Annotated in this window: 21 protein-coding genes; 6 read left to right on the top strand and 15 right to left on the bottom strand. The window is 56.0% G+C overall.

Annotated features, from left to right (window positions below; translation table 11 throughout):
- The 7 genes from GYRE_RS11115 to GYRE_RS11085 form a co-directional block, all read right to left on the bottom strand.
- Nucleotides 1–284 (bottom strand): DUF4238 domain-containing protein (locus tag GYRE_RS11115; RefSeq protein WP_038255266.1); only part of this gene is annotated, 284 nt, incomplete at its 3' end.
- Nucleotides 285–1,063: 779 nt separating this feature from the next.
- Nucleotides 1,064–1,225 (bottom strand): hypothetical protein, encoded by a 162-nt coding sequence (locus GYRE_RS24495; protein WP_156102665.1) that lies wholly within the window; start codon nt 1,223–1,225, stop codon nt 1,064–1,066.
- Between the two features lie 491 nt (nt 1,226–1,716).
- The gene (locus tag GYRE_RS11105; protein ID WP_038255262.1) at nt 1,717–2,817 is read right to left on the bottom strand and encodes an alkene reductase; all 1,101 of its coding nucleotides are present in this window, start codon (nt 2,815–2,817) and stop codon (nt 1,717–1,719) included.
- Nucleotides 2,818–2,835: 18 nt separating this feature from the next.
- Nucleotides 2,836–3,048, bottom strand: a complete 213-nt coding sequence (locus GYRE_RS11100; protein ID WP_038255261.1) for a YdgH/BhsA/McbA family protein — start codon at nt 3,046–3,048, stop codon at nt 2,836–2,838.
- Between the two features lie 156 nt (nt 3,049–3,204).
- Nucleotides 3,205–3,621: an SRPBCC family protein gene (locus GYRE_RS11095; protein WP_006818538.1), complete on the bottom strand. Its 417-nt coding sequence runs from the start codon at nt 3,619–3,621 to the stop codon at nt 3,205–3,207.
- 27 nt (nt 3,622–3,648) lie between these two features.
- Nucleotides 3,649–4,446, bottom strand: a complete 798-nt coding sequence (locus GYRE_RS11090; RefSeq protein ID WP_006818539.1) for an SDR family NAD(P)-dependent oxidoreductase — start codon at nt 4,444–4,446, stop codon at nt 3,649–3,651.
- A 19-nt stretch (nt 4,447–4,465) separates the two neighbouring features.
- Nucleotides 4,466–5,476: an aldo/keto reductase gene (locus GYRE_RS11085; RefSeq protein ID WP_038255274.1), complete on the bottom strand. Its 1,011-nt coding sequence runs from the start codon at nt 5,474–5,476 to the stop codon at nt 4,466–4,468.
- Nucleotides 5,477–5,609: 133 nt separating this feature from the next.
- Here GYRE_RS11085 and GYRE_RS11080 point away from each other — a divergent pair, with 133 nt between their 5' ends.
- On the top strand, nt 5,610–6,506 hold the full coding sequence (locus GYRE_RS11080; RefSeq protein WP_006818541.1) for a LysR substrate-binding domain-containing protein: 897 nt from the start codon (nt 5,610–5,612) through the stop codon (nt 6,504–6,506).
- A gap of 17 nt (nt 6,507–6,523) precedes the next feature.
- On the opposite strand, the gene GYRE_RS11075 is transcribed toward GYRE_RS11080, so the two are convergent.
- Nucleotides 6,524–6,781, bottom strand: coding sequence for a SymE family type I addiction module toxin (locus GYRE_RS11075; RefSeq protein WP_038255259.1), 258 nt, complete (start codon nt 6,779–6,781; stop codon nt 6,524–6,526).
- A gap of 200 nt (nt 6,782–6,981) precedes the next feature.
- Here GYRE_RS11075 and GYRE_RS11070 point away from each other — a divergent pair, with 200 nt between their 5' ends.
- Nucleotides 6,982–7,323, top strand: coding sequence for a nitrous oxide-stimulated promoter family protein (locus tag GYRE_RS11070; RefSeq protein WP_038255258.1), 342 nt, complete (start codon nt 6,982–6,984; stop codon nt 7,321–7,323).
- Nucleotides 7,324–7,358: 35 nt separating this feature from the next.
- Here GYRE_RS11070 and GYRE_RS11065 read toward each other — a convergent pair whose 3' ends face one another.
- From GYRE_RS11065 to hypA, 7 genes are read right to left on the bottom strand one after another with little or no spacing between them, the layout of a single operon-like run.
- Nucleotides 7,359–7,787: a TOBE domain-containing protein gene (locus GYRE_RS11065; RefSeq protein ID WP_006818544.1), complete on the bottom strand. Its 429-nt coding sequence runs from the start codon at nt 7,785–7,787 to the stop codon at nt 7,359–7,361.
- A gap of 41 nt (nt 7,788–7,828) precedes the next feature.
- Nucleotides 7,829–9,901: a formate hydrogenlyase transcriptional activator FlhA gene (flhA, locus tag GYRE_RS11060; RefSeq protein ID WP_038255256.1), complete on the bottom strand. Its 2,073-nt coding sequence runs from the start codon at nt 9,899–9,901 to the stop codon at nt 7,829–7,831.
- A 16-nt stretch (nt 9,902–9,917) separates the two neighbouring features.
- Complete coding sequence (gene hypE, locus GYRE_RS11055) at nt 9,918–10,931, bottom strand: hydrogenase expression/formation protein HypE (RefSeq protein WP_038255255.1); 1,014 nt, start codon at nt 10,929–10,931, stop codon at nt 9,918–9,920.
- Nucleotides 10,928–12,049: a hydrogenase formation protein HypD gene (gene hypD, locus GYRE_RS11050; RefSeq protein WP_038255253.1), complete on the bottom strand. Its 1,122-nt coding sequence runs from the start codon at nt 12,047–12,049 to the stop codon at nt 10,928–10,930. The genes hypE and hypD overlap by 4 nt, the downstream gene beginning before the upstream one ends.
- The gene (locus GYRE_RS11045) at nt 12,049–12,321 is read right to left on the bottom strand and encodes a HypC/HybG/HupF family hydrogenase formation chaperone (protein WP_006818548.1); all 273 of its coding nucleotides are present in this window, start codon (nt 12,319–12,321) and stop codon (nt 12,049–12,051) included. The genes hypD and GYRE_RS11045 overlap by 1 nt, the downstream gene beginning before the upstream one ends.
- Nucleotides 12,312–13,184: a hydrogenase nickel incorporation protein HypB gene (gene hypB, locus GYRE_RS11040; protein WP_038255251.1), complete on the bottom strand. Its 873-nt coding sequence runs from the start codon at nt 13,182–13,184 to the stop codon at nt 12,312–12,314. The genes GYRE_RS11045 and hypB overlap by 10 nt, the downstream gene beginning before the upstream one ends.
- A gap of 3 nt (nt 13,185–13,187) precedes the next feature.
- The gene (gene hypA / locus GYRE_RS11035; protein WP_038255250.1) at nt 13,188–13,538 is read right to left on the bottom strand and encodes a hydrogenase maturation nickel metallochaperone HypA; all 351 of its coding nucleotides are present in this window, start codon (nt 13,536–13,538) and stop codon (nt 13,188–13,190) included.
- Nucleotides 13,539–13,841: 303 nt separating this feature from the next.
- Here hypA and GYRE_RS11030 point away from each other — a divergent pair, with 303 nt between their 5' ends.
- The 4 genes from GYRE_RS11030 to GYRE_RS11015 are packed head-to-tail and all read left to right on the top strand — an operon-like array spanning nt 13,842 to nt 18,893.
- On the top strand, nt 13,842–14,462 hold the full coding sequence (locus GYRE_RS11030; protein ID WP_006818551.1) for a 4Fe-4S dicluster domain-containing protein: 621 nt from the start codon (nt 13,842–13,844) through the stop codon (nt 14,460–14,462).
- Nucleotides 14,462–16,477, top strand: coding sequence for a hydrogenase 4 subunit B (hyfB, locus tag GYRE_RS11025; RefSeq protein ID WP_038255249.1), 2,016 nt, complete (start codon nt 14,462–14,464; stop codon nt 16,475–16,477). The genes GYRE_RS11030 and hyfB overlap by 1 nt, the downstream gene beginning before the upstream one ends.
- Nucleotides 16,478–16,487: 10 nt before the next feature.
- Nucleotides 16,488–17,438: a respiratory chain complex I subunit 1 family protein gene (locus GYRE_RS11020; RefSeq protein ID WP_006818553.1), complete on the top strand. Its 951-nt coding sequence runs from the start codon at nt 16,488–16,490 to the stop codon at nt 17,436–17,438.
- Nucleotides 17,439–17,450: 12 nt separating this feature from the next.
- The gene (locus GYRE_RS11015) at nt 17,451–18,893 is read left to right on the top strand and encodes a hydrogenase 4 subunit D (RefSeq protein WP_006818554.1); all 1,443 of its coding nucleotides are present in this window, start codon (nt 17,451–17,453) and stop codon (nt 18,891–18,893) included.
- Nucleotides 18,894–18,899: the final 6 nt, after the last annotated feature.

Genomic DNA, 18,899 nt, shown 5'->3' with positions numbered 1-18,899 from the left:
CAGCATCTTTTTAACAACGCAAAATCATTAAATAGAGTTTTAAGATATGGATTGGAATCTATGTCATCAGAATATTTATATAATAACAGGTCCCATACGACATCGTCCATCTTTATACCATAGAAATAGTTTTCTTCAGCAATCTCTTTGGTGTTTTTTTGTGGGTAGGACTTTTTAGATATATTATTCCGCACAAATATACCTTCTCGACCGAGCCAATGAGATAAGTAAAACTGTGGTACATAATGTTGTCTTTTTTTTAAATCAATATCTTTAAATTCCATCACTGTTCCTTTAGAAAAATGACATTTTCATAGGTCAACAAGTCTTTCCATAAATTTCCTAAAATGAGTATTGATAAAATACGATACCACTGCCACAAACGATACTGTAATGTAAACTCTCATAATAGGTTATCAACGTTACTATATTACAGTGATTAATGTCTATAGTCACGTTATGATTAAGACGTAGGTAGCACTCAAATGCAGTCATGGACATATCATATATCATACGACTTGGAAAGCATACAAAGGAAATTAAATTATTATTAACAAGTTAAGGTTCACCAAATTAGTAGCTGATAAAAATGTCAATTTGTCATTTTGCACATTACAAAATGAATTACATTCTTCTATTTTAATATTTAAAATCAATTGGTTACTATTTAAAGTAAATATATGGCCGATTCGTTATTGGAGCCGCAATTAATAAGGTTGTTAAAAATAATGGAAAATAAATTTGTAACTTGCTAAAAAATTATGTTACCTATAAATAAAAATTAAATTATGGGGTAACAATGAAGAGTGAATATTTAGTTAAAAAGATAATGACGAAAGGGGGAGAAAGATTTTGTATGATATTAAATTCAAACTCTGGCCTGCCGTTATACTATCAAAATATATATCTTGGTTTGCTTGGGCGACAGAAAAATAAGTCGTTCAATACTATATTGAGAAACGCCTATGTTTTGATCCTTTTTGAAAAATACTTGATTAAGGAAAATATAAGTATACTCGAAAGAGTAAGTAACAAGACTTTTTTAAGCTATACAGAGTTATATTCATTTTGTAATATGACTATTTTTTTCAAAAAAATTTTTTATTTTAATATTATTTGATTGATTAAATGTGCTATCAAATGCCACCAAGAAATTATGAAAAATAAATCCAGCATCATCTTGTCCATGATGCGATATCCCTGTATTCAACTCTTCTAACTTCATCACTATATCCTTTAGTTATTGTAAATTTAGATTGATAAATTCTTAATTAATCTGTTTTGCTTGTTAAGGTTTCACTACTCTCATTATCAACATACTCCTAAATAGTAGAAATGTATCCCATTAGTAAACCAGAACCAATGTTTGTATAAACCTATATTTATATTTCAAGGGCTTAACAACTAAAAAATGGTACTGCTGCATCATTGGCGTGTAGGCGTCTAAATTATCGATTGTGCTCATCCGTTTGTGATGTCCATTTTCTTAAATTTTAATGAGTTAGTGAAGTTAGTTGTTCTCATTCATCTTCACTCTCATTGCACTTTATGGTGACGTAGCAGACATGATAACGGAGTCTTTCGGGCAGGAAAACAAAAGGCAGAGGGGAAAGGGGGAAAACGGCTAATGTGAGGGAATCGGAGTCGTTCAGAATTGGATTGTGACGCATCCCTGGCCGGGATGCGTCGGAAAGTTATCCAGTGGTCTTCTGGAATTTAAGCGAGTGCCGGATAATCCAGATAACCCTCTTTACCGCCGCCGAAGAATTGCTCTTTAACCGGCGTATTCAGCGGCAAATCGTTTGCCAGTCGGTGCGGCAGGTCCGGGTTAGCGATAAACGGACGACCAAAACCAATCAGGTCTGCCCAGCCGTTTGCCAGCGCTTCTTCCGCGCGGGTTTTGGTGTATTTACCTGAGTAAATCAGCGTGCCCTGGAAGATAATACGCAGTGCTTCTTTGAAAGCTGCAGGCATCACCGGCGCATCTTCCCAGTCGGCTTCCGCGATATGAATATAGGCAATTCCTAAGGCATTCAGCACGCTGGCGGCGGCGAGATAGGTCGCTTCTGGCGTATCGTCCCGGGAGCCCATCAGGGTGGTCAGCGGTGCCAGACGGATCCCCACGCGCTCTTTGCCAATTGCGGCAGAGACCGCTTCCACGACTTCTTTCATGAAGCGAAGACGGTTTTGCAGCGAGCCGCCGTACTCGTCGTCACGCAGGTTGGCCTGCGAATCAATAAACTGGTTGATGAGGTAACCGTTGGCGCCGTGCAGCTCAATACCGTCAAACCCGGCGGCAATCGCATTGCGTGCGGCCTGGGCATAGTCGTTGACGATTGCCGGGATCTCTTCCAGGGTCAGCGCACGCGGCATGGCGTGTTGCACCATCTCGCCTAGGCCGTTCTGCGGACCACGCCCTTCAACATCAACAAACACTTTGACGCCTTCAGCCTGAATGGCGGAAGAAGAGACCGGTGCCGCGCCGTTTGGTTGTAAAACCGTGTGTGACACGCGGCCAACGTGCCACAGCTGGGCGAAGATTTTACCGCCGGCCTGGTGCACTGCGTCGGTCACCTTTTTCCAGCCAGCAATCTGGGCATCGGAGTAGACGCCTGGAGTCCAGGCATAGCCCTGACCCTGCTGACTGATTTGCGTGCCTTCGCTGATGATAAGGCCGGCACTGGCACGCTGCGCGTAGTAGTCTGCCATCATGTCGGTTGCAACATCGCCTGCCCCGGCGCGGGAACGCGTCATCGGCGGCATTACAATACGATTATTTAATGGCAGTGCATTCAGCGAATATTTATCAAATAACATAATGGGTTCCTTGCGCGATTATTTATTCAGTTCTGCACTCATGGTGACGGTATTGCCCATGCGAGCGCTGGTAATTTTGTAATGAGTGGCGTTCATGCTTTTGGCTTTCTGCGCAATCGCGGCTTCAGCGCTATCAAGGGTTGAACCACAGGCGGTGATACTTTGTGCTGAAGCACTAAAGGCAGCAGCAGATAACAGAGAAGCAGCAAAAATAGCGGTAATGGTTTTCATATCTATATCCAGAATTCATTTATTAAACGGCGTGGAGTAACGCGATGGGGGAAGAATACGCCTGTTGCTCGATGACAAAAATGGTATAAATGGCAATAGACTATTCTGTTTTTGTTCATAATAGGGCGCTGGTTTTTGCCAACGCCCTGAGTGCTGTCAGGCAACGAAGTTGTTTTTCAACGCCGCAAGACCGTCGCGATAGATACCTGCAAACAGCGCCTCGGCTTCTTCATCAGAAACGTTGACCGGGGTAAATTCACCGGACCACTCCACGCGGGAGACGTTATCGTTGGCGGTTGCGAACACCTGAATCGTAGAGAGGTAGTTCACGACCGGGAACGGCGCCTGAATGATGGAGTAGGTGTAGCTCATCTGACGGTTATCAAACGCTTCCAGACGTTCAATCACCGTGCCACCGTCTGAAGTGGTCAGAGAGCGTACGCGGCCACCTTCAGAAGAGACACTTTTCGGAATGAACGGCAGCCAGTCCGGCAGCGTGTCAAAGCCGCCCATCAGTTGCCATACGTTGTCGGCGGATGCCGGAATTTCAATCGATACAGTAGTATTAGCCATGATAATTTTCTCTTAAATATGTGAGGGTTACATTGTGAGAGTGTCGACAACACCGCCATCGACGCGCAGGGCTGCCCCGGTGGTTGCCGACGAGAGCGGAGATGCCAGGTAAACCGCCAGGTTCGCCACTTCCTCGACGTCTGCCGCTCGCTGGATGATGGAGCCTGGACGCGCGGTTTTGACAAACTCATCGGCCTGCTCGCGAGGGCTGCGGCCCGACTGCGCGGCGGCGTCTGCCAGCATCGCTTTCAGCCCTTCGGTATAGGTCGGCCCGGGCAGGATGGCGTTGACGGTGACGCCTGTACCCGCCAGGCGTTTTGCCAGACCGTGGGAAACCGCAAGGTTGGCCGCTTTGGTGACGCCGTAGTTGATCATGTCACCCGGGATAGCAACGCCGGACTCTGACGAAACAAAGATGATTCGTCCCCATCCGCTGTCCGACATGGCTTGCGCATAGTGGCGCGCCAGCCGAACGCCCGACAGCACGTTGACGTTATAGAAGTGCAGCCACTCGTCATCCGGAACGCTAAAGAAGTCTTTATCGTTGAAAATACCGAGATTGTTGACCAGCACGTCGGCGGTGGGGACCGCTGCAATCAGCTCTGCCACACCGCGTTCAGTGCTAAGGTCAGCCACCACGCCGCGCAGCAATGCTGCAGGCGTTTGTGCCGTGATGGCAGCTATTGCGGCATCAACACCACGTTGGTTGCGACCCACCACCACTACGGTGGCGCCCGCTTTGGCAAGCCCGGCGGCGATACCCTGCCCAATGCCGGACGTAGAGCCGCTGACGACAGCGACTTTACCTGTCAGATCCAGTTTCATAGTTATCTCGTGATGTTGATTAACGGGTCGGCAGCGGGGCGTTTTCAGCCACCAGATTCTGACGGCGCATTTCTGCCCAGAATTCAGCAGGAACCGGGGCGCTGAGGGCCGCCAGATCTTCAGCCATACGGCCCGGACGGCTGGAGCCCGGGATCACTGCGGCTACCGCCGGGTTGGCCAGAGCAAACTGCAGAGCTGCCGCTTTCACATCCACATTGAAGCGTGCTGCAATGGCGTTGATCTGCGCGACCTGCTGCAGGATTGCCGGAGAGGCTTTCTGATATTCAAAGTGCTCACCGCCCGCCAGAACACCGGAGCTGTATGGGCCACCCACCACGATATCGACGTTCTGTTCCAGCGCTTCCGGCATCAGACGCTGCAGGGCGCGTTTGTGATCCAGCAGGGAATAGCGTCCCGCCAGCAGGAAGGCATCCGGTTTTGGTTCATCAAGCGCCAGGGTGAGTTCGCAAGGCTCAACGCGGTTAACACCAAGCCCCCAGGCTTTGATAACCCCTTCGTCACGCAGACGAGTTAGCGCACGGAACGCACCGGTACGGGCGATGTTGAACTGCTCAAGCCAGCTGTCGCCGTAGAAATCCTGTGCTGGATCGTGGATCCAGACGATATCCAGATGGTCCGTTTTCAGGCGTTTCAGGCTATCTTCGATAGAGCGCAGGGTGGCATCGGCAGAGTAGTCGTTGAGAATTTTGTTTTTCAGACCGTGTTCGAACAGTCCACCTTTCTCACCAAAGTCACGTTTTGTCGGGTCTTCCATTTCATCCAGCATGATGCGGCCCACTTTGCTGCTCAGAATGAATTCATCACGTGGGTACTGAGAAAGTGCTTCACCCATGCGGATTTCGGAAAGACCAGAGCCGTACAGCGGTGCGGTATCGAAATAGCGGATACCCAGGTCCCAGGCTTCGGCGACGGTGGCGTGGGCTTCCTCTTCAGGGATTGCGCGGAACATGTTGCCGAGCGGTGCGCCGCCTAAGCCGATGTTGCCTGGAAGAATATTTTTAATGCTCATGAAGATGTCCTCTTTTTTAGGGTTCAGGCAGGGCATTTATGTGCTGCTGCTCTGTGACGGAGATCACAATACCTTGCGCACTTGTGACTTGATAGGACATAATTTGTCTAACTTGAGTCCTTTGAGGTCTTACATGATCGATCTACGCCAGTTGAAGTACTTTGTGGCCGTTGCTGAAGAGGAGCACGTAGGGCGTGCGGCCGAGCGGTTACATATCTCCCAGTCGCCGTTAAGCCGCCAGATTGCGCAGCTTGAGGAGCGCCTGGGCCTAATGCTGTTTGAACGCAACCAGCAGCGTATACGCCTGACCGCCGACGGGCAGACGTTTTTAGCCGAGACGCGATCGCTGCTGACGCACGCCAATCGGCTGGAATCGCTGGGCAAGCGGCTGGGGCGTGGTGAAGATGGCGGCCTGTGTATTGGCTATATTGAAAACGCCATGCACTCAGGTGTGCTCTCGACGGCGCTGCGCACCCTGCGCGATTCGCGCCCGGACGTGCATATCGCGCTCTACAGCCAGCCGCCTGCTACCCAGATTGAAGGTTTGCGCCAGCGCAGCCTCGATTTTTCGCTGGTGGATACTCCCCCCGATGCCGGCGAGCAGGATCTGGAATATGTGCAGGTGCTGAACGACCGTATGCTGCTGGCGCTGCCGCAGAGCCACCCGCTTGCCCAGGAGGAGAAACTGGTGGCAGAACAGCTGGCGGATGAGCAGTGGATCGCGGTTATTCACAACGATGATGCGCATTCGCGTGACAACTTTGTTGCCGCCTGTGTGAAAGCCGGGTTCAACCCGGATATTCGTTTAGAAGCCGGTGAACCGCTGACTGCGTTAGGGCTGGTGGCCGCAGGGCTGGGGCTGGCGCTGATTCAGCACAGCCTGCGGCACAACGCCCCGGAAGGCGTGGTGCTGCGCGAGCTGCCCTGGATGGATTACTCCACCCAGCTGTGGGCGGCGTGGCACAAGGCTAACCAGCGCCCGTTGGTCTCGCACTTCCGGGCGATGCTGCGCGGTGATAGCCACAGCTAAAGCCGCTTTCTACCGGTTCAGTGGGGTTTATCTTCTGAACCGGTAATAGGGCGAATGGTGATGCGCCCCGGCTCTACCAGCACGCTCACCCGGGTGCCGGTAGGGAATCCTGCTGCTTCCAGCCATTTACCGCTGAGTACCAGGCTCGGCGTGCGTGAAAATTGAAACGCCAGCCCGCTCTCTTTATCAATACGACCGCGACGAACGTAGCCAACGGTGACTCTGCGGGACGCAGGTGAAGCGGGTGGGGTAGCAACTGCCGTTCTCTTATTCATTTTTATCCTCTGCTCGTTCCATTTACCGAAGATTCAGTGTGCAGCAGCGTACACCTGGAGGGTCGTGGCACCGAGCGGCGGTGGAGAAATCTGCGAGGACTTTTCCAGAATATCGTCTTCTTTCCGGGGATCCCGGGCACTGGTGTAGAGAAATACAAAGGGGTATTATTAATGCAACTTATGTCTGGAGGGAGACCACGGTGGGTAAACGTATTGAGCGGGAAAAGCAGACCATCGCGAAGATGATTACGCTTTACGCAAACCGCAACCCCGACGCCATTCAGGATGCCGGGCACTACCAGGCGCTGAACGCCTATGCCGACAAACGGCTGGAAAAATGCGTGTTTGGCGAGGAAAAACCCGCCTGCAAACAGTGTCCGGTTCACTGCTATCAGCCCGCAAAACGCGAAGAGATGAAGCAGGTGATGCGCTGGGCAGGGCCGAGAATGCTCTGGCGGCACCCGATCCTGACGATCCGTCATTTAATTGATGACAAGCGCCCGGTGCCGGAACTACCGGAAAAATATAAGCCGAAGAAGTAAGCGCACGCCGCGGCAGGCACGGCGTGCTTTGGTGATTATGCGCGCGTGGCGATAAGAATGGCGGACGCTTTGATAAGGGCAATAACGCGGCTGCCCTGGTTGAGCTGCATCTCTTCGCGGCTTTCGTTGGTGATAACCGCCACAATCTCAAATCCGGCGTCGGCGGTGATGGTTACCGTGGCGTTCACGGCACCTTCAGAAACGTAATTCACGCTGCCAGCAAACTGGTTACGGGCGGAGAATTTCAGGCCGCAGTCTTCGGTGGCAAGCGTTACCCACGGCGCTTTGATGAGCGCGATAGCTTCTTTGCCGTTCGCCAGCCCCAGCGCCTCTTTGCTGCTGTGAGTCACTACGGCAACCAGTTTCGCCCCGTTCTCGAGCGTCAGCTCCACTTCATCATTCACTGCGCCTGTGGCAACAGCACTAATTTTACCAGTCAGTTGGTTACGAGCGGATACAGCCATAATTCCTCCAGTAGGTCAGGGTTTGTATTAATATCAGTCAGTTATACCAGCATATCCTTTTCAATGCCAAGACGCTTCATCCGTGAGAGCAGGGTCGTGCGCTTGAGCCCCAGCCGCTGTGCGGCCCCTTTGGGCCCGGCAACGACGCCGTTGCACTCTTTCAATATGCGGATAATCATCTGCGCTTCATCCTCTCCGGGGAGTGCGGCATCCACGACTGGCGGGGGTTCCGGCGAGTAAGCCAGTTCCGGCAACGACAGCTGTAGCACATTACCGTGGGTCAACAGAACGGCACGTTCAATGACATTTTCCAGTTCACGCACGTTGCCCGGCCACTCCATGCGCTCAAGCTGACGCAGCGCGTCTGCCGGAATGCTGTCGATGTTACGCCCCAGTCGATGGGCAATTTTCGCGGTAAAAGCTTTGGCCAGCAGAGGAATATCTCCCGGTCGTTCGCGCAGCGGCGGCAGATGGAGCGGAAACACGTTCAGACGATAGTAGAGATCGCTGCGAAATTCCCGGTCGTTCACCATTTGTCTGAGGTCGCAGTTGGTCGCGGCAATCAGGCGCACGTCGGTGTGGATAAGCTTGTTGCTGCCAAGCCGCTCGAACTCCTGCTCCTGCAGTACTCGTAACAGTTTAGGCTGTAGTTCCAGCGGCATATCGCCGACTTCATCGAGGAACAAAGAGCTTTTGTCGGCAAGCTCAAAGCGGCCCATTCGCTGGGCGCTGGCACCGGTAAAGGCGCCACGTTCGTGACCGAAAAGCTCGCTTTCCATCAGACCCGCGGGCATTGCCGCGCAGTTCATTTTCACCATCCGCCGCCGATTACGGTTGCTGAGATTATGGATAGCACGGGCAATAAGCTCTTTGCCGGTGCCGGTTTCACCGAGGATAAGCACCGTGCTGTCGCTCGGTGCGACCATTTCGAGCTGCCTTAACACATTTGTCATGGCGTCACTGCGGCCAATAATTTCGCCAAATTCACTATCGACGTTATTAAGCTGCTCGGTGAGCGCCAGGTTTTCATCCACCAGCTGTTCTTTCAGTCGCTGAATTTCCTGCCAGGCCAGCGCGTTATCGACGGCAATCGACACGCGTCCGGCAATCTGGCGCAGCAGCTTCAGGTTGGCGGCATTAAAAACCTGCTCGTCGCATTGTGCGAGCTTCAACACCCCAAGCATGGTATCGCCGGACATCAGCGGCAGCAGGCACAGCGTCTGGATCTGGTTATCCCACACCTTAAAAAGCATACGTTCATACGGAGCCATCACGTCGCGCTCCCGCAGGTTCATAAGCAGCATCTCTTTGCTCTTAAATACCCGCTCGGTCAGCGTGCCCGCTTCATCAGTTTCACACTGATCGTGTACCGGGTGATGGTCGTCGAGATAGTGGCTGGAGTAGATATTGAGCTTGCCCTTGTGGTGACTACGTAGCACCACGCTGATGGCGTCGATATTAAAGTAGTGGTGGATCTCTTTGGCGACTTCACTGACCAGCTCATCCATGTCGAGACGCGACAGCACCGCGTTGGTGATGGCCACCAGAATGCGGAAGTTGTCGCGCTCGCTGCACAGCATTTCGTAGTCGGCGTTGTTGCTCGCCCGGCTTTGCAGCTGTTCGGTGACCACCGCGACGATCTGCGCGAAGGTATGGAGCCGTTGGTACTCCTTTTCGCTCCACGGACGCGCTTCATCGCGAATGAATTCGCAGGCGCCAAAGATGTGTCCGTCGGCGGCCAGCGGCAACAGGCAGTAGTGGCCAAACGGCGGATACCAGCCACCGGCTGCCAGCTGCGGCCAGGTATCGCTGAACTCCTGATACGTACAGTGCAGGGCGTCAGGGCGCGACAGCAAACGACGCACCGGCCCATGCGCCAGCAGACCTTCTTCTTCGCCAGATACCGGTTTTACCCCCTCGCCGGCGGGATAGTAGCTCGCCCGGTGGTGCCCCTCGTGCCAAAGAATAATCGCCGCCCGCTCTGCCAGTGACGCGTGCTTTACCAGCGCTGTCAGCGCTTCGCTGAGCGCGGGCAGGCTGGTTTGTTTTAAGAGTGTCCGGGTGATGTCGAACAGCCCTTGCTGTCCGAGGTCGCCCATTGGCGTGTAAGACATGGCGGTTTCCTGATGATTAACAAATTCTTGGCAGCGGTTCGTCATGGGGCAAATCAAGCGTGCGTTTTACACCGTATAACCCGGCCAGGCGAACGCCGCGCCGTTCAACCACTTCTCCGATGATGGCGGCGTGTTCGCCGAGCGGGTGCGCGCGCAGGACGGCCAGCACCGCTTCAGCCGCATCGCGATGAACTGCGATAACCAGCTTGCCTTCGTTGGCGAAATTCAGCGGGTCGAGGCCCAACAGTTCGCACAACCCACGCACGGCGGGGTTTACCGGAAGCGCCGCTTCCTGGAGTTCGATGCCGCAGCCGCTGCTGGCAGCAAACTCGTGAGCCACGGCGTTGACCCCGCCACGGGTGGCATCGCGTAGCGCTTTCACGCCCGGAACATCGCGCAGCGCCTGGATAAGCGGCGTCAGCACCGCGCAGTCGCTCTGCAGTTCGCCGTCGAGCCCCAATTTTTCCCGCAGATTAAGGATAGTCGCACCGTGATCGCCGAGCGTGCCGCTCACCAGCAAAATATCGCCTGTGGTGATCTGCTGCGCGCCCCAGTGGGTCCCGGTGGGAATGGCGCCTATTCCGGCGGTGTTGATAAATAACTTATCCGCCGCGCCGCGTGGCACCACCTTGGTGTCACCGGTGACGATGGCGATCCCGGCGGCCTGTGCCGTCTGGGCCATGCTTTTGACGATGGCTTCGAGCGTTGCCATCTCCAGCCCCTCTTCAAGGATGAAGCCGCAGGAGAGATATTGCGGCACCGCACCGCTGACCGCCACGTCGTTAGCCGTTCCGCACACCGCCAGCTTGCCGATGTTACCGCCGGGGAAAAACAGTGGGTCGATAACGTAGCTGTCGGTGGAAAACGCCAGCCGGTCACCCTGGGCGGTGAGGGTGGAGAGCGCAATGCGCGCCTGATCTTCCTGCTCCGCCAGCCAGGGGTTACTGAAGGCGCGCATAAACAGCTCGCTGATGAGCTGCTGCATCGCCTGACCGCCGCTGCCGTGGGCTATCTGTACGTGATTTTTCATGCTTCACATTCCTGACTGCGATATTGATACCAGGCGGCGCAGGCGCCTTCTGAAGAAACCATCAGCGCCCCAAAGGCGCTTTGCGGGTTGCAGGTGTTGCCAAACAGCGGGCACTGGTGAGGCTTACAGCGCCCGGTGAGCACCTCGCCGCAGCGGGCAGCAGGGTCGTCGCAAACCGCCTGCGGCGACGGGCGAAAATAGGCTTCGGCATCAAAGCGCTGATAGCGCGGCGTCAACTGCACGCCGGAGTCGGTAATTACGCCTAATCCGCGCCATTCGCTGTCGCCGTTAAGGCAAAATACGTCGGCGATGGCGGCCTGAGCCAGCGGGTTTCCGGCATCCGGGACTACCCGGCGATACTGATTCTCCACCCGGATGTCGGCGGTAATTTTCTGTTCCACCAGCATGCTGACGCCCTGCAGCAGATCGAGCGGTTCAAAGCCTGCGACCACCAGCGGGCGCTGATAACAGCTTGCAATAAACTGGTACGCTTCGGTGCCAATCACCATGCTGACGTGGCCGGGCGCCAGAAAGGCGTCGATACCGTTGTCCGGCTGTTCGAGCAGGCTTTTAAGCGTTGGGATGAGCGTAATGTGCTGGCAAAAAAAGAAGAAGTTGTCGCTGTTGCGCGCCAGCGCCTGCTGCAGGGTGATGGCGGTTGTGGGCATGGTGGTTTCGAAGCCAAGGCCGAAAAAGACCACTTTGCGCCCCGGGTTCTGTTCGGCAAGCGCCAGCGCATCCATCGGTGAGTAAACGATGCGTACATCCGCCCCCAGCGCTTTCGCCTGCATCAGCGATCCGTGTTTCCCTGGTACGCGCATCGCGTCACCGAAGGTGCAGAAAATGACCTCCGGGTGACTGGCGATTTCATGGCATGCGTCGATACGCCCCATCGGCAGTACGCAGACCGGGCAGCCGGGGCCATGGATAAACTCAATGTTCTCCGGCAGCAGCTGATCGAGGCCAAATTTGAAAATGGCGTGAGTGTGTCCGCCGCAGACTTCCATAATGCGCAGCGGTCGTGCGGCGCTGTAATTCAGGCGCTTCGCTCTTTCGTTCAGATGGGCGATAAGCTGCATCACCTGCTCCGGGGCGCGGTATTCATCGATAAATCGCATCAGCGTTCCTCGCCGTAAAGCAGTGCGCCCACGTCGGGCTCGACTTCAAACATGTTGTGCAGCGCCTCGAGGGTGTCGCGGGCTTCGTCTTCATTGATGATGCTCATGGCGAAGCCCACGTGGACCAGCACCCACTGGCCAAGCCGCGGCTGGCCGTGTTCGTCAGTGGCGCCGACAAGCGTGAGGTCGACGTCGCGGCGGATCCCGCTGACGTCGACCTTCGCCATGTTGCCGTCAATGGCGCAAATCTGGCCGGGAACGCCTATGCACATCGCTGCGTCTCCAGCCAGTCGAGCCACTCGGCCATGCCTTCACCGCTGGTGGCGGAGATAAGCAGAATTTCAATCTGCGGGTTCACTTCCCGGGCATAGGCCAGGCACTTCTCGACGTCGAAGTTGAGATACGGCAGTAAATCGATTTTGTTGAGCAGCATCAGCGAGGCGGCGGCAAACATATGCGGGTACTTGAGCGGTTTGTCTTCGCCTTCGGTCACGGAGAGCACCGCCACTTTGTGCCGCTCGCCGAGATCGAAACTCGCCGGGCACACCAGGTTGCCGACGTTTTCAATAAACAGAATGCCGCCAGATTCCAGCGGCAGGCGCGGCGCGGCGTCGGCAATCATCTGCGCGTCGAGGTGACAGCCTTTGCCGGTATTGACCTGAATCGCCGGTGTACCCGTGGCACGAATGCGGGCGGCGTCGTTCACCGTCTGCTGGTCGCCTTCGATGACCGCGCAGGGGACCTGGTTTTTCAGGCGCTGCAGCGTTTCGGTAAGCAGAGTGGTTTTACCGGAGCCAGGGCTGGATACCAGGTTCAGCACCAGCTGTTTTTGGGCGGCAAAGCGCGCGCGGTTGCGGGCTGCCAGATGGTTATTCTTCTCCAGAACGTCGATTTCAACTTCGAGCATCCGCCGCTGGCTCATGCCCGGTGCGTGGGTACCGGCTTCACCATGGCCGTAGTGGAGGTCACCTTGCTCATCCTGGCTCGGCGTAAAGTCCTGGGTTTTGACGCCGGTTATCGTCATCGTTGGCCGTGCGGCCGGCGCGAAAGGAGCGCTGCGAAACGCCGAATGGGGATTACGTTCGTCACCTTCAATATACAGGTTGCCTTCACCGCAACCGCAAGTGGTACACATAACTTATTCCTTCTCTATTTCTATGCGCTGGATCTGCATACCGTCGTCCGCCACGATCTGCAGCGAATCGCTCTGGCACTGCGGGCAGCGCCGCACGTGCTGTGATATCAGCTGAACGTATTGCTGACACTGTTCGCACCAGCACTCCGCCTGTTGTTCTTCAATGTGCAATTGACTGCCTTCAGCCAGGGTGTCACGACACACCAGCTCAAAGCAGAAGGTCAGGGCGCTGGGTTCGACGCAGGAAAACGCTCCGACCTTCAACCATACCCCGGTGACGCGTTTGGCACCGTGCGCCATGGCCTGTTGTTCAACAATTTCCAGCGCCCGCTGGCAAAGGGTGATTTCGTGCATCGTGCCTCCGTCTGCAATTCGCCGGGGAGGTGCAAAATACAGGCCATCTTGTATCCACATGATTATTAAGGATAACAGTCTGGATGACACTCCGGAAGTGACACTTATGACGATGCTTCGCCACTAATGACGGCGACAGGGAAACCGGGAAATTGCCATCGTCACAAACGTCGTCACGCTGTCGATGACACCCTCCCATGAGTGCTTGTTTTGTATATTTATTTGATTTTATTGCAAATAATTAAATGGCACGGGATTTGCTAATCCAGCGAGATCATTTTCTTCAGCTTCAGAGGAATACACATGAACCGCTTTGTGATTGCGGATCCTCAGTGGTGCATCGGATGCAATACCTGCCTCGCGGCATGCACGGATGTCCACAAAGCGCAGGGGTTACAGCAACATCCCAGGCTTACGATGACGCGAACCGGAAACAGCACTGCGCCGATGCTGTGTCGTCATTGCGAAGACGCACCCTGCAAACAGGTGTGCCCGGTGAACGCTATCGCCTTCGAAGACGGCGGCGTTCAGCTTAATGAGAGCCTGTGCATTGGCTGCAAGCTCTGCGGCCTGGTGTGCCCCTTTGGCGCCATTACTCCGGCAGGCAGTACGCCGGTGGACGTGCCCCGCCAGTACGAACACGTGGTACCCGTTTCGCTGCTCGGCGACGTCCCGGCAAGTCCGGAGGGGATAAACCCGTTCCTGAGCTGGGACGCGGGTATCCGCAGCATCGCGGTGAAGTGCGATCTGTGCCATTTCCTGCCGGAAGGGCCTGCCTGCATTCGCTCTTGTCCAACGCACGCGCTGCACCTGATCGAGCCTGAATCGGTAGACGCACAGATGCAGCAGCGCCGGGCGCTGACGGCGCTGTCGATGCCGGATGCGCTGCCGGGCATGGCTAACCTTACAGGGGAGCAAAACTGATGGATTCACTGCAATTACTGATGTGGTCTGTGGTGCTGTATGTCGCCGGTGGGGTGATTTCGCTGCTGCTGCAGAATAACGAGCGGGGCGCTATCCGCATTGCCGGGCTGTGCGCCATCGTGGGCGGGATCCTCGGGCTTTGCAGCGCGCTGCCGGTCTTGTTAGGTGGCGAGGTGCTGACCTGGAGCGCGACGGGGCCGTTCTCGTTTGCCTCATTTAGCGTCCGTATGGACAGCCTGGCCGCCTTCATGGTGATGGTCATCTCGCTGCTGGTCACCCTTTGCGCGCTCTACTCGCTTTCCTATATGGAGGAGTATCTTGGCAAAGGTGCTGCGTCGATGGGCTTCTTTATGAATCTGTTCATCGCCTCGATGGTTGGCCTGATGGTGATGGATAACGGCTTCTGGTTCATCATTCTGTTTGAAATGATGTCGCTGGCATCGTGGTTCCTGGTGATTGCCGACCAGAGCGAAGAGTCCATTAAAGCGGGCTTGCTCTACTTCTTTATCGCCCATGCCGGTTCGGTGCTCATCATGGTGGCCTTCTTCCTGATGTGGCGCGAAAGCGGCAGCCTCGAGTTTGAATCGTTCCGTCACCTGAATCTGAACCCGGTAATGGCATCGGTCGTCTTTATCCTCGCGTTCCTCGGGTTTGGTGCCAAAGCCGGTATGTTGCCCTTGCATAGCTGGCTGCCGAAGGCGCACCCGGCGGCGCCTTCCCATGCCTCCGCGCTGATGTCCGGGGTGATGGTGAAGGTCGGGATCTTCGGTATCATTAAAGTGGGTATCGACCTGCTCGGTGCAAGCCAGAGCTGGTGGGGCATTCTGGTGCTGGCCTTTGGCGCGGTATCTTCGGTGCTGGGCGTGCTGTATGCGCTGGCCGAACACGATATCAAACGCCTGCTGGCGTGGCACACGGTTGAGAACATCGGCATCATCCTGATGGGCGTTGGCGTTGGAATGGTCGGCATTGCCAGCCATCACCCGGTGCTGGCGGTCATTGGCCTGCTTGGCGCACTGTTCCACCTTTTGAATCATGCTCTGTTTAAAGGCCTGCTGTTCCTTGGCGCCGGGGCGGTTATCTTCCGCGTTCACACCCGTGATATGGAAAAAATGGGCGGTCTCGCGAAGCTGATGCCGCTTACCGGTGCTGCTTTCCTCATCGGCTGTATGTCCATTTCTGCATTGCCACCGCTGAACGGCTTCGTCAGCGAGTGGTTTACCTATCAGTCGCTCTTCACCATGAGTCACGACGGCGATTTCGCTATGCGTCTGGCGGGGCCGGTAGCCATCGTCATGCTGGCGATAACCGGTGCGCTGGCGGCGATGTGCTTCGTCAAAGTTTACGGAATTAGCTTCTGCGGCGGTGCGCGCAGCGAGCAGGCGGAGCATGCGCGTGAGGTGCCGTGGCCGATGACTGCGGCGATGATCGTCATGGCGCTGCTGTGCGTGGCGCTGGGCGTCGGGGCTTCCGTCGTGGCTCCGGTATTGGCGCAGGTGGCGGCTTCGCTGACCCACGGTGCCGAGGTGACCGTGGCAAGCAACATGGTGCTGCAGCCGGGAAGCAGCGGACAGGCGATGCTCTCTCCGGCGGTCTCGTTCCTGCTGCTGATTGCGCTGCCGGTACTGCCGCTTGCGGTGTGGTGGGCGCTGCGTGGTGAGCGTGGTGCGTTTCGCCGCCGCGGTGAGCCGTGGGCCTGTGGCTACGCGTGGGAAGAGGCGATGTCTGCTTCCGCAGGCAGCTTTACCCAGCCGCTGCGGGTGATGTTCGCTCCGTTGTACCGGATGCGTAAGCAGCTTGATCCTTCTGCACGGCTAAACCGCAGCCTGACGAAAGTTACCGAAGGCGCCGCGGCGGTCGAACCGTTCTGGGACGATCGCATTATCTGGCCGCTGGTGCGCCTGGTTCAGCGGATGGGTGCCGGGATCCAGCGGATGCAGAGCGGGGACTTCCGCCTCTACTGCCTGTACGTGGTGGTGGCGCTGGTCGTTCTGTTACTGACCGTGGCCCTGTGAGGAGAATGAGATGTTAATCCAACAAACGCCAGAGTGGGGAATGGGGCTGTTTGCGCTCTGCCAGGCAGCGGTGCTGCTGGCGCTGACGCCGCTGATGACCGGCATTTCCCGCCAGATCCGCGCACGAATGCAGTCGCGCCGTGGCCCGGGCATTCTTCAGGACTACCGGGACCTCGGCAAGCTCATGAAGCGCCAGCCGGTAGGGCCGAAGCAGTCCGGCGCAATGTTCCGCGTTATGCCGTGGGTGCTGCTCAGCAGCATGCTGCTGGTGGCGATGGCGCTGCCGGTCTTTACCCGCACCTCGCCGTTCGGCGGGGCGGGAGACCTGATAACCCTGCTGTACCTGTTTGCGTTGTTCCGCTTCTTCTTTTCGCTTTCCGGGCTCGACAGCAGCAGCACCTTCGCCGGAATTGGCGCCAGCCGCGAGCTGACGCTTGGCATCCTGGTGGAGCCGATTTTAATCCTCGGCCTGCTGGTGGTGGCGCTGATTGTCGGTTCTACCAATATTGGCACCATCAGCGCCGTGCTGTCAGAAGGCTGGTCTTCACCACTGGCGATTTTCATGGCCTTCCTCGCCTGCGGATTTGCCGCATTTATCGAAATGGGCAAAATCCCGTTCGACGTTGCGGAAGCCGAGCAGGAGCTGCAGGAAGGGCCACTGACCGAGTATTCCGGCTCCGACTTTGCGCTGGTGAAGTGGGGGATTGGCCTCAAGCAGGTGGTGGTCGCCGAAATGTTCCTCGCGGTGTTCATTCCGTTTGGCAAAGCGACGAGCTTTACGGCATCGGCCTTGCTGCTGGCGCTGGTGGTGATGCTCATCAAGCTGGTGGTGGTGTTTGTGCTGGCCTCCATCGTTGAGAACTCGCTGGCGCGCGGACGCTTTCTGTTGACCCACCGCGTGACCTGGCTTGGTTTCGGCGTCGCGGTGCTGGCCTTCGTCTTTTACTTTACCGGTCTGTAAGGAGCGCACTCAATGATGGAAAAAATAGCGCTGACGACCCTGCTGCTGCCGTTTATCGGCGCACTGCTGACGGCCTGTCTGCCCCAGCGCCGGGCGCGCATTATCTGTACCCTGTTTGCGCTGCTGGCAACCCTTGGCACCGTGGCGCTCGGCTGGCAATTTCTGGTGGGCGGAAAGGTCGCCCAAACGGTAACGCTTGCGAGCTATCACGGCGTGGCGCTCTTCGGCTTCACTATCGACCGGATAAGCACGCTGATTGTGTTTGCGGTGGTGTTCCTTGGCCTGCTGGTTAGCCTGTACTCGACCGGTTATCTGACCACCGGCAACCGTGAGCATCCGCATGATGGCGGCAATCGCTACTACGCGTTTCTGCTTATCTTTATCGGCGCGATGGCCGGGCTGGTGCTTTCATCCACGCTGCTTGGGCAACTGCTGTTCTTCGAAATTACCGGCGGCTGTTCCTGGGCGCTGATTGGTTACTACCAGACGCCAAAATCCCAGCGTTCGGCAATGAAAGCGCTGCTGATCACTCACGTGGCTTCACTGGGGCTGTATCTGGCGGCGGCCACGCTGTTCCTCAACACCGGGACATTTGCCCTGAGCGCGCTCCGCGAGCTTTCCGGCAGCGCCAGCTACATCGTCTACGGCGGGATCCTGTTCGCCGCATGGGGGAAATCGGCGCAGCTGCCGTTGCAGGCCTGGCTGCCGGACGCGATGGAAGCACCTACCCCGGTGAGTGCTTACCTGCACGCCGCTTCTATGGTCAAAGTCGGGGTTTATATCTTTGCCCGCGCCATTATTGACGGCGGCAATGTGCCGCACGTGATTGGCTGGGTCGGTATCGTGATGGCGACCATCACCCTTATCTACGGCTTTATGATGTATCTGCCGCAGAAAGATATGAAGCGCCTGCTGGCGTGGTCCACCATTGCGCAGCTCGCCTGGATCTTCCTCGCGCTGTCGCTGGCGGTGCTGGGCTCGAAAGAGGCCTTCGACGGCGGTATCGCCTACATCTTCAACCACGCGTTCGCCAAGAGCCTGTTCTTCCTCGTTGCCGGGGCGTTCAGCTACAGCTGCGGTACGCGCCTGCTGCCGAAACTGCGCGGCGTGATGGGGAAATCTCCGCTGCTCGGTATCGGCTTTTGCGCCGCCGCGCTGGCGATTGCCGGGGTGCCGCCATTCAACGGATTTTTCAGTAAATTCCCGATTTTTGCCGCCGGTTTCTCACTCTCCACCCACGACTGGGCGCTGATCCCGGTCATGGTGCTGGCACTGATTGAGTCGGTGGCAAGCTTCGGCTGGCTGATTTACTGGTTTGGTCGCGTGGTGCCCGGTGAGCCGAGCCCGGAAGTGGCGCAGATGTCGCCGCTGCCGCTGGCAATGCGTGTGGTATTGGTCGTGCTGATAGTGATGTCGCTGTGCTCGAGCGTCATTGCTGCCCTCTGGCTTAACTAAGGGAGT

Origin of the sequence: Yokenella regensburgei ATCC 49455 (assembly GCF_000735455.1) — a bacterium.
Taxonomy (GTDB): Bacteria; Pseudomonadota; Gammaproteobacteria; order Enterobacterales; family Enterobacteriaceae; genus Yokenella; species Yokenella regensburgei.
Note: the sequence above shows the minus strand (reverse complement) of the source record. Positions and strands in the feature narration are given on the sequence as shown.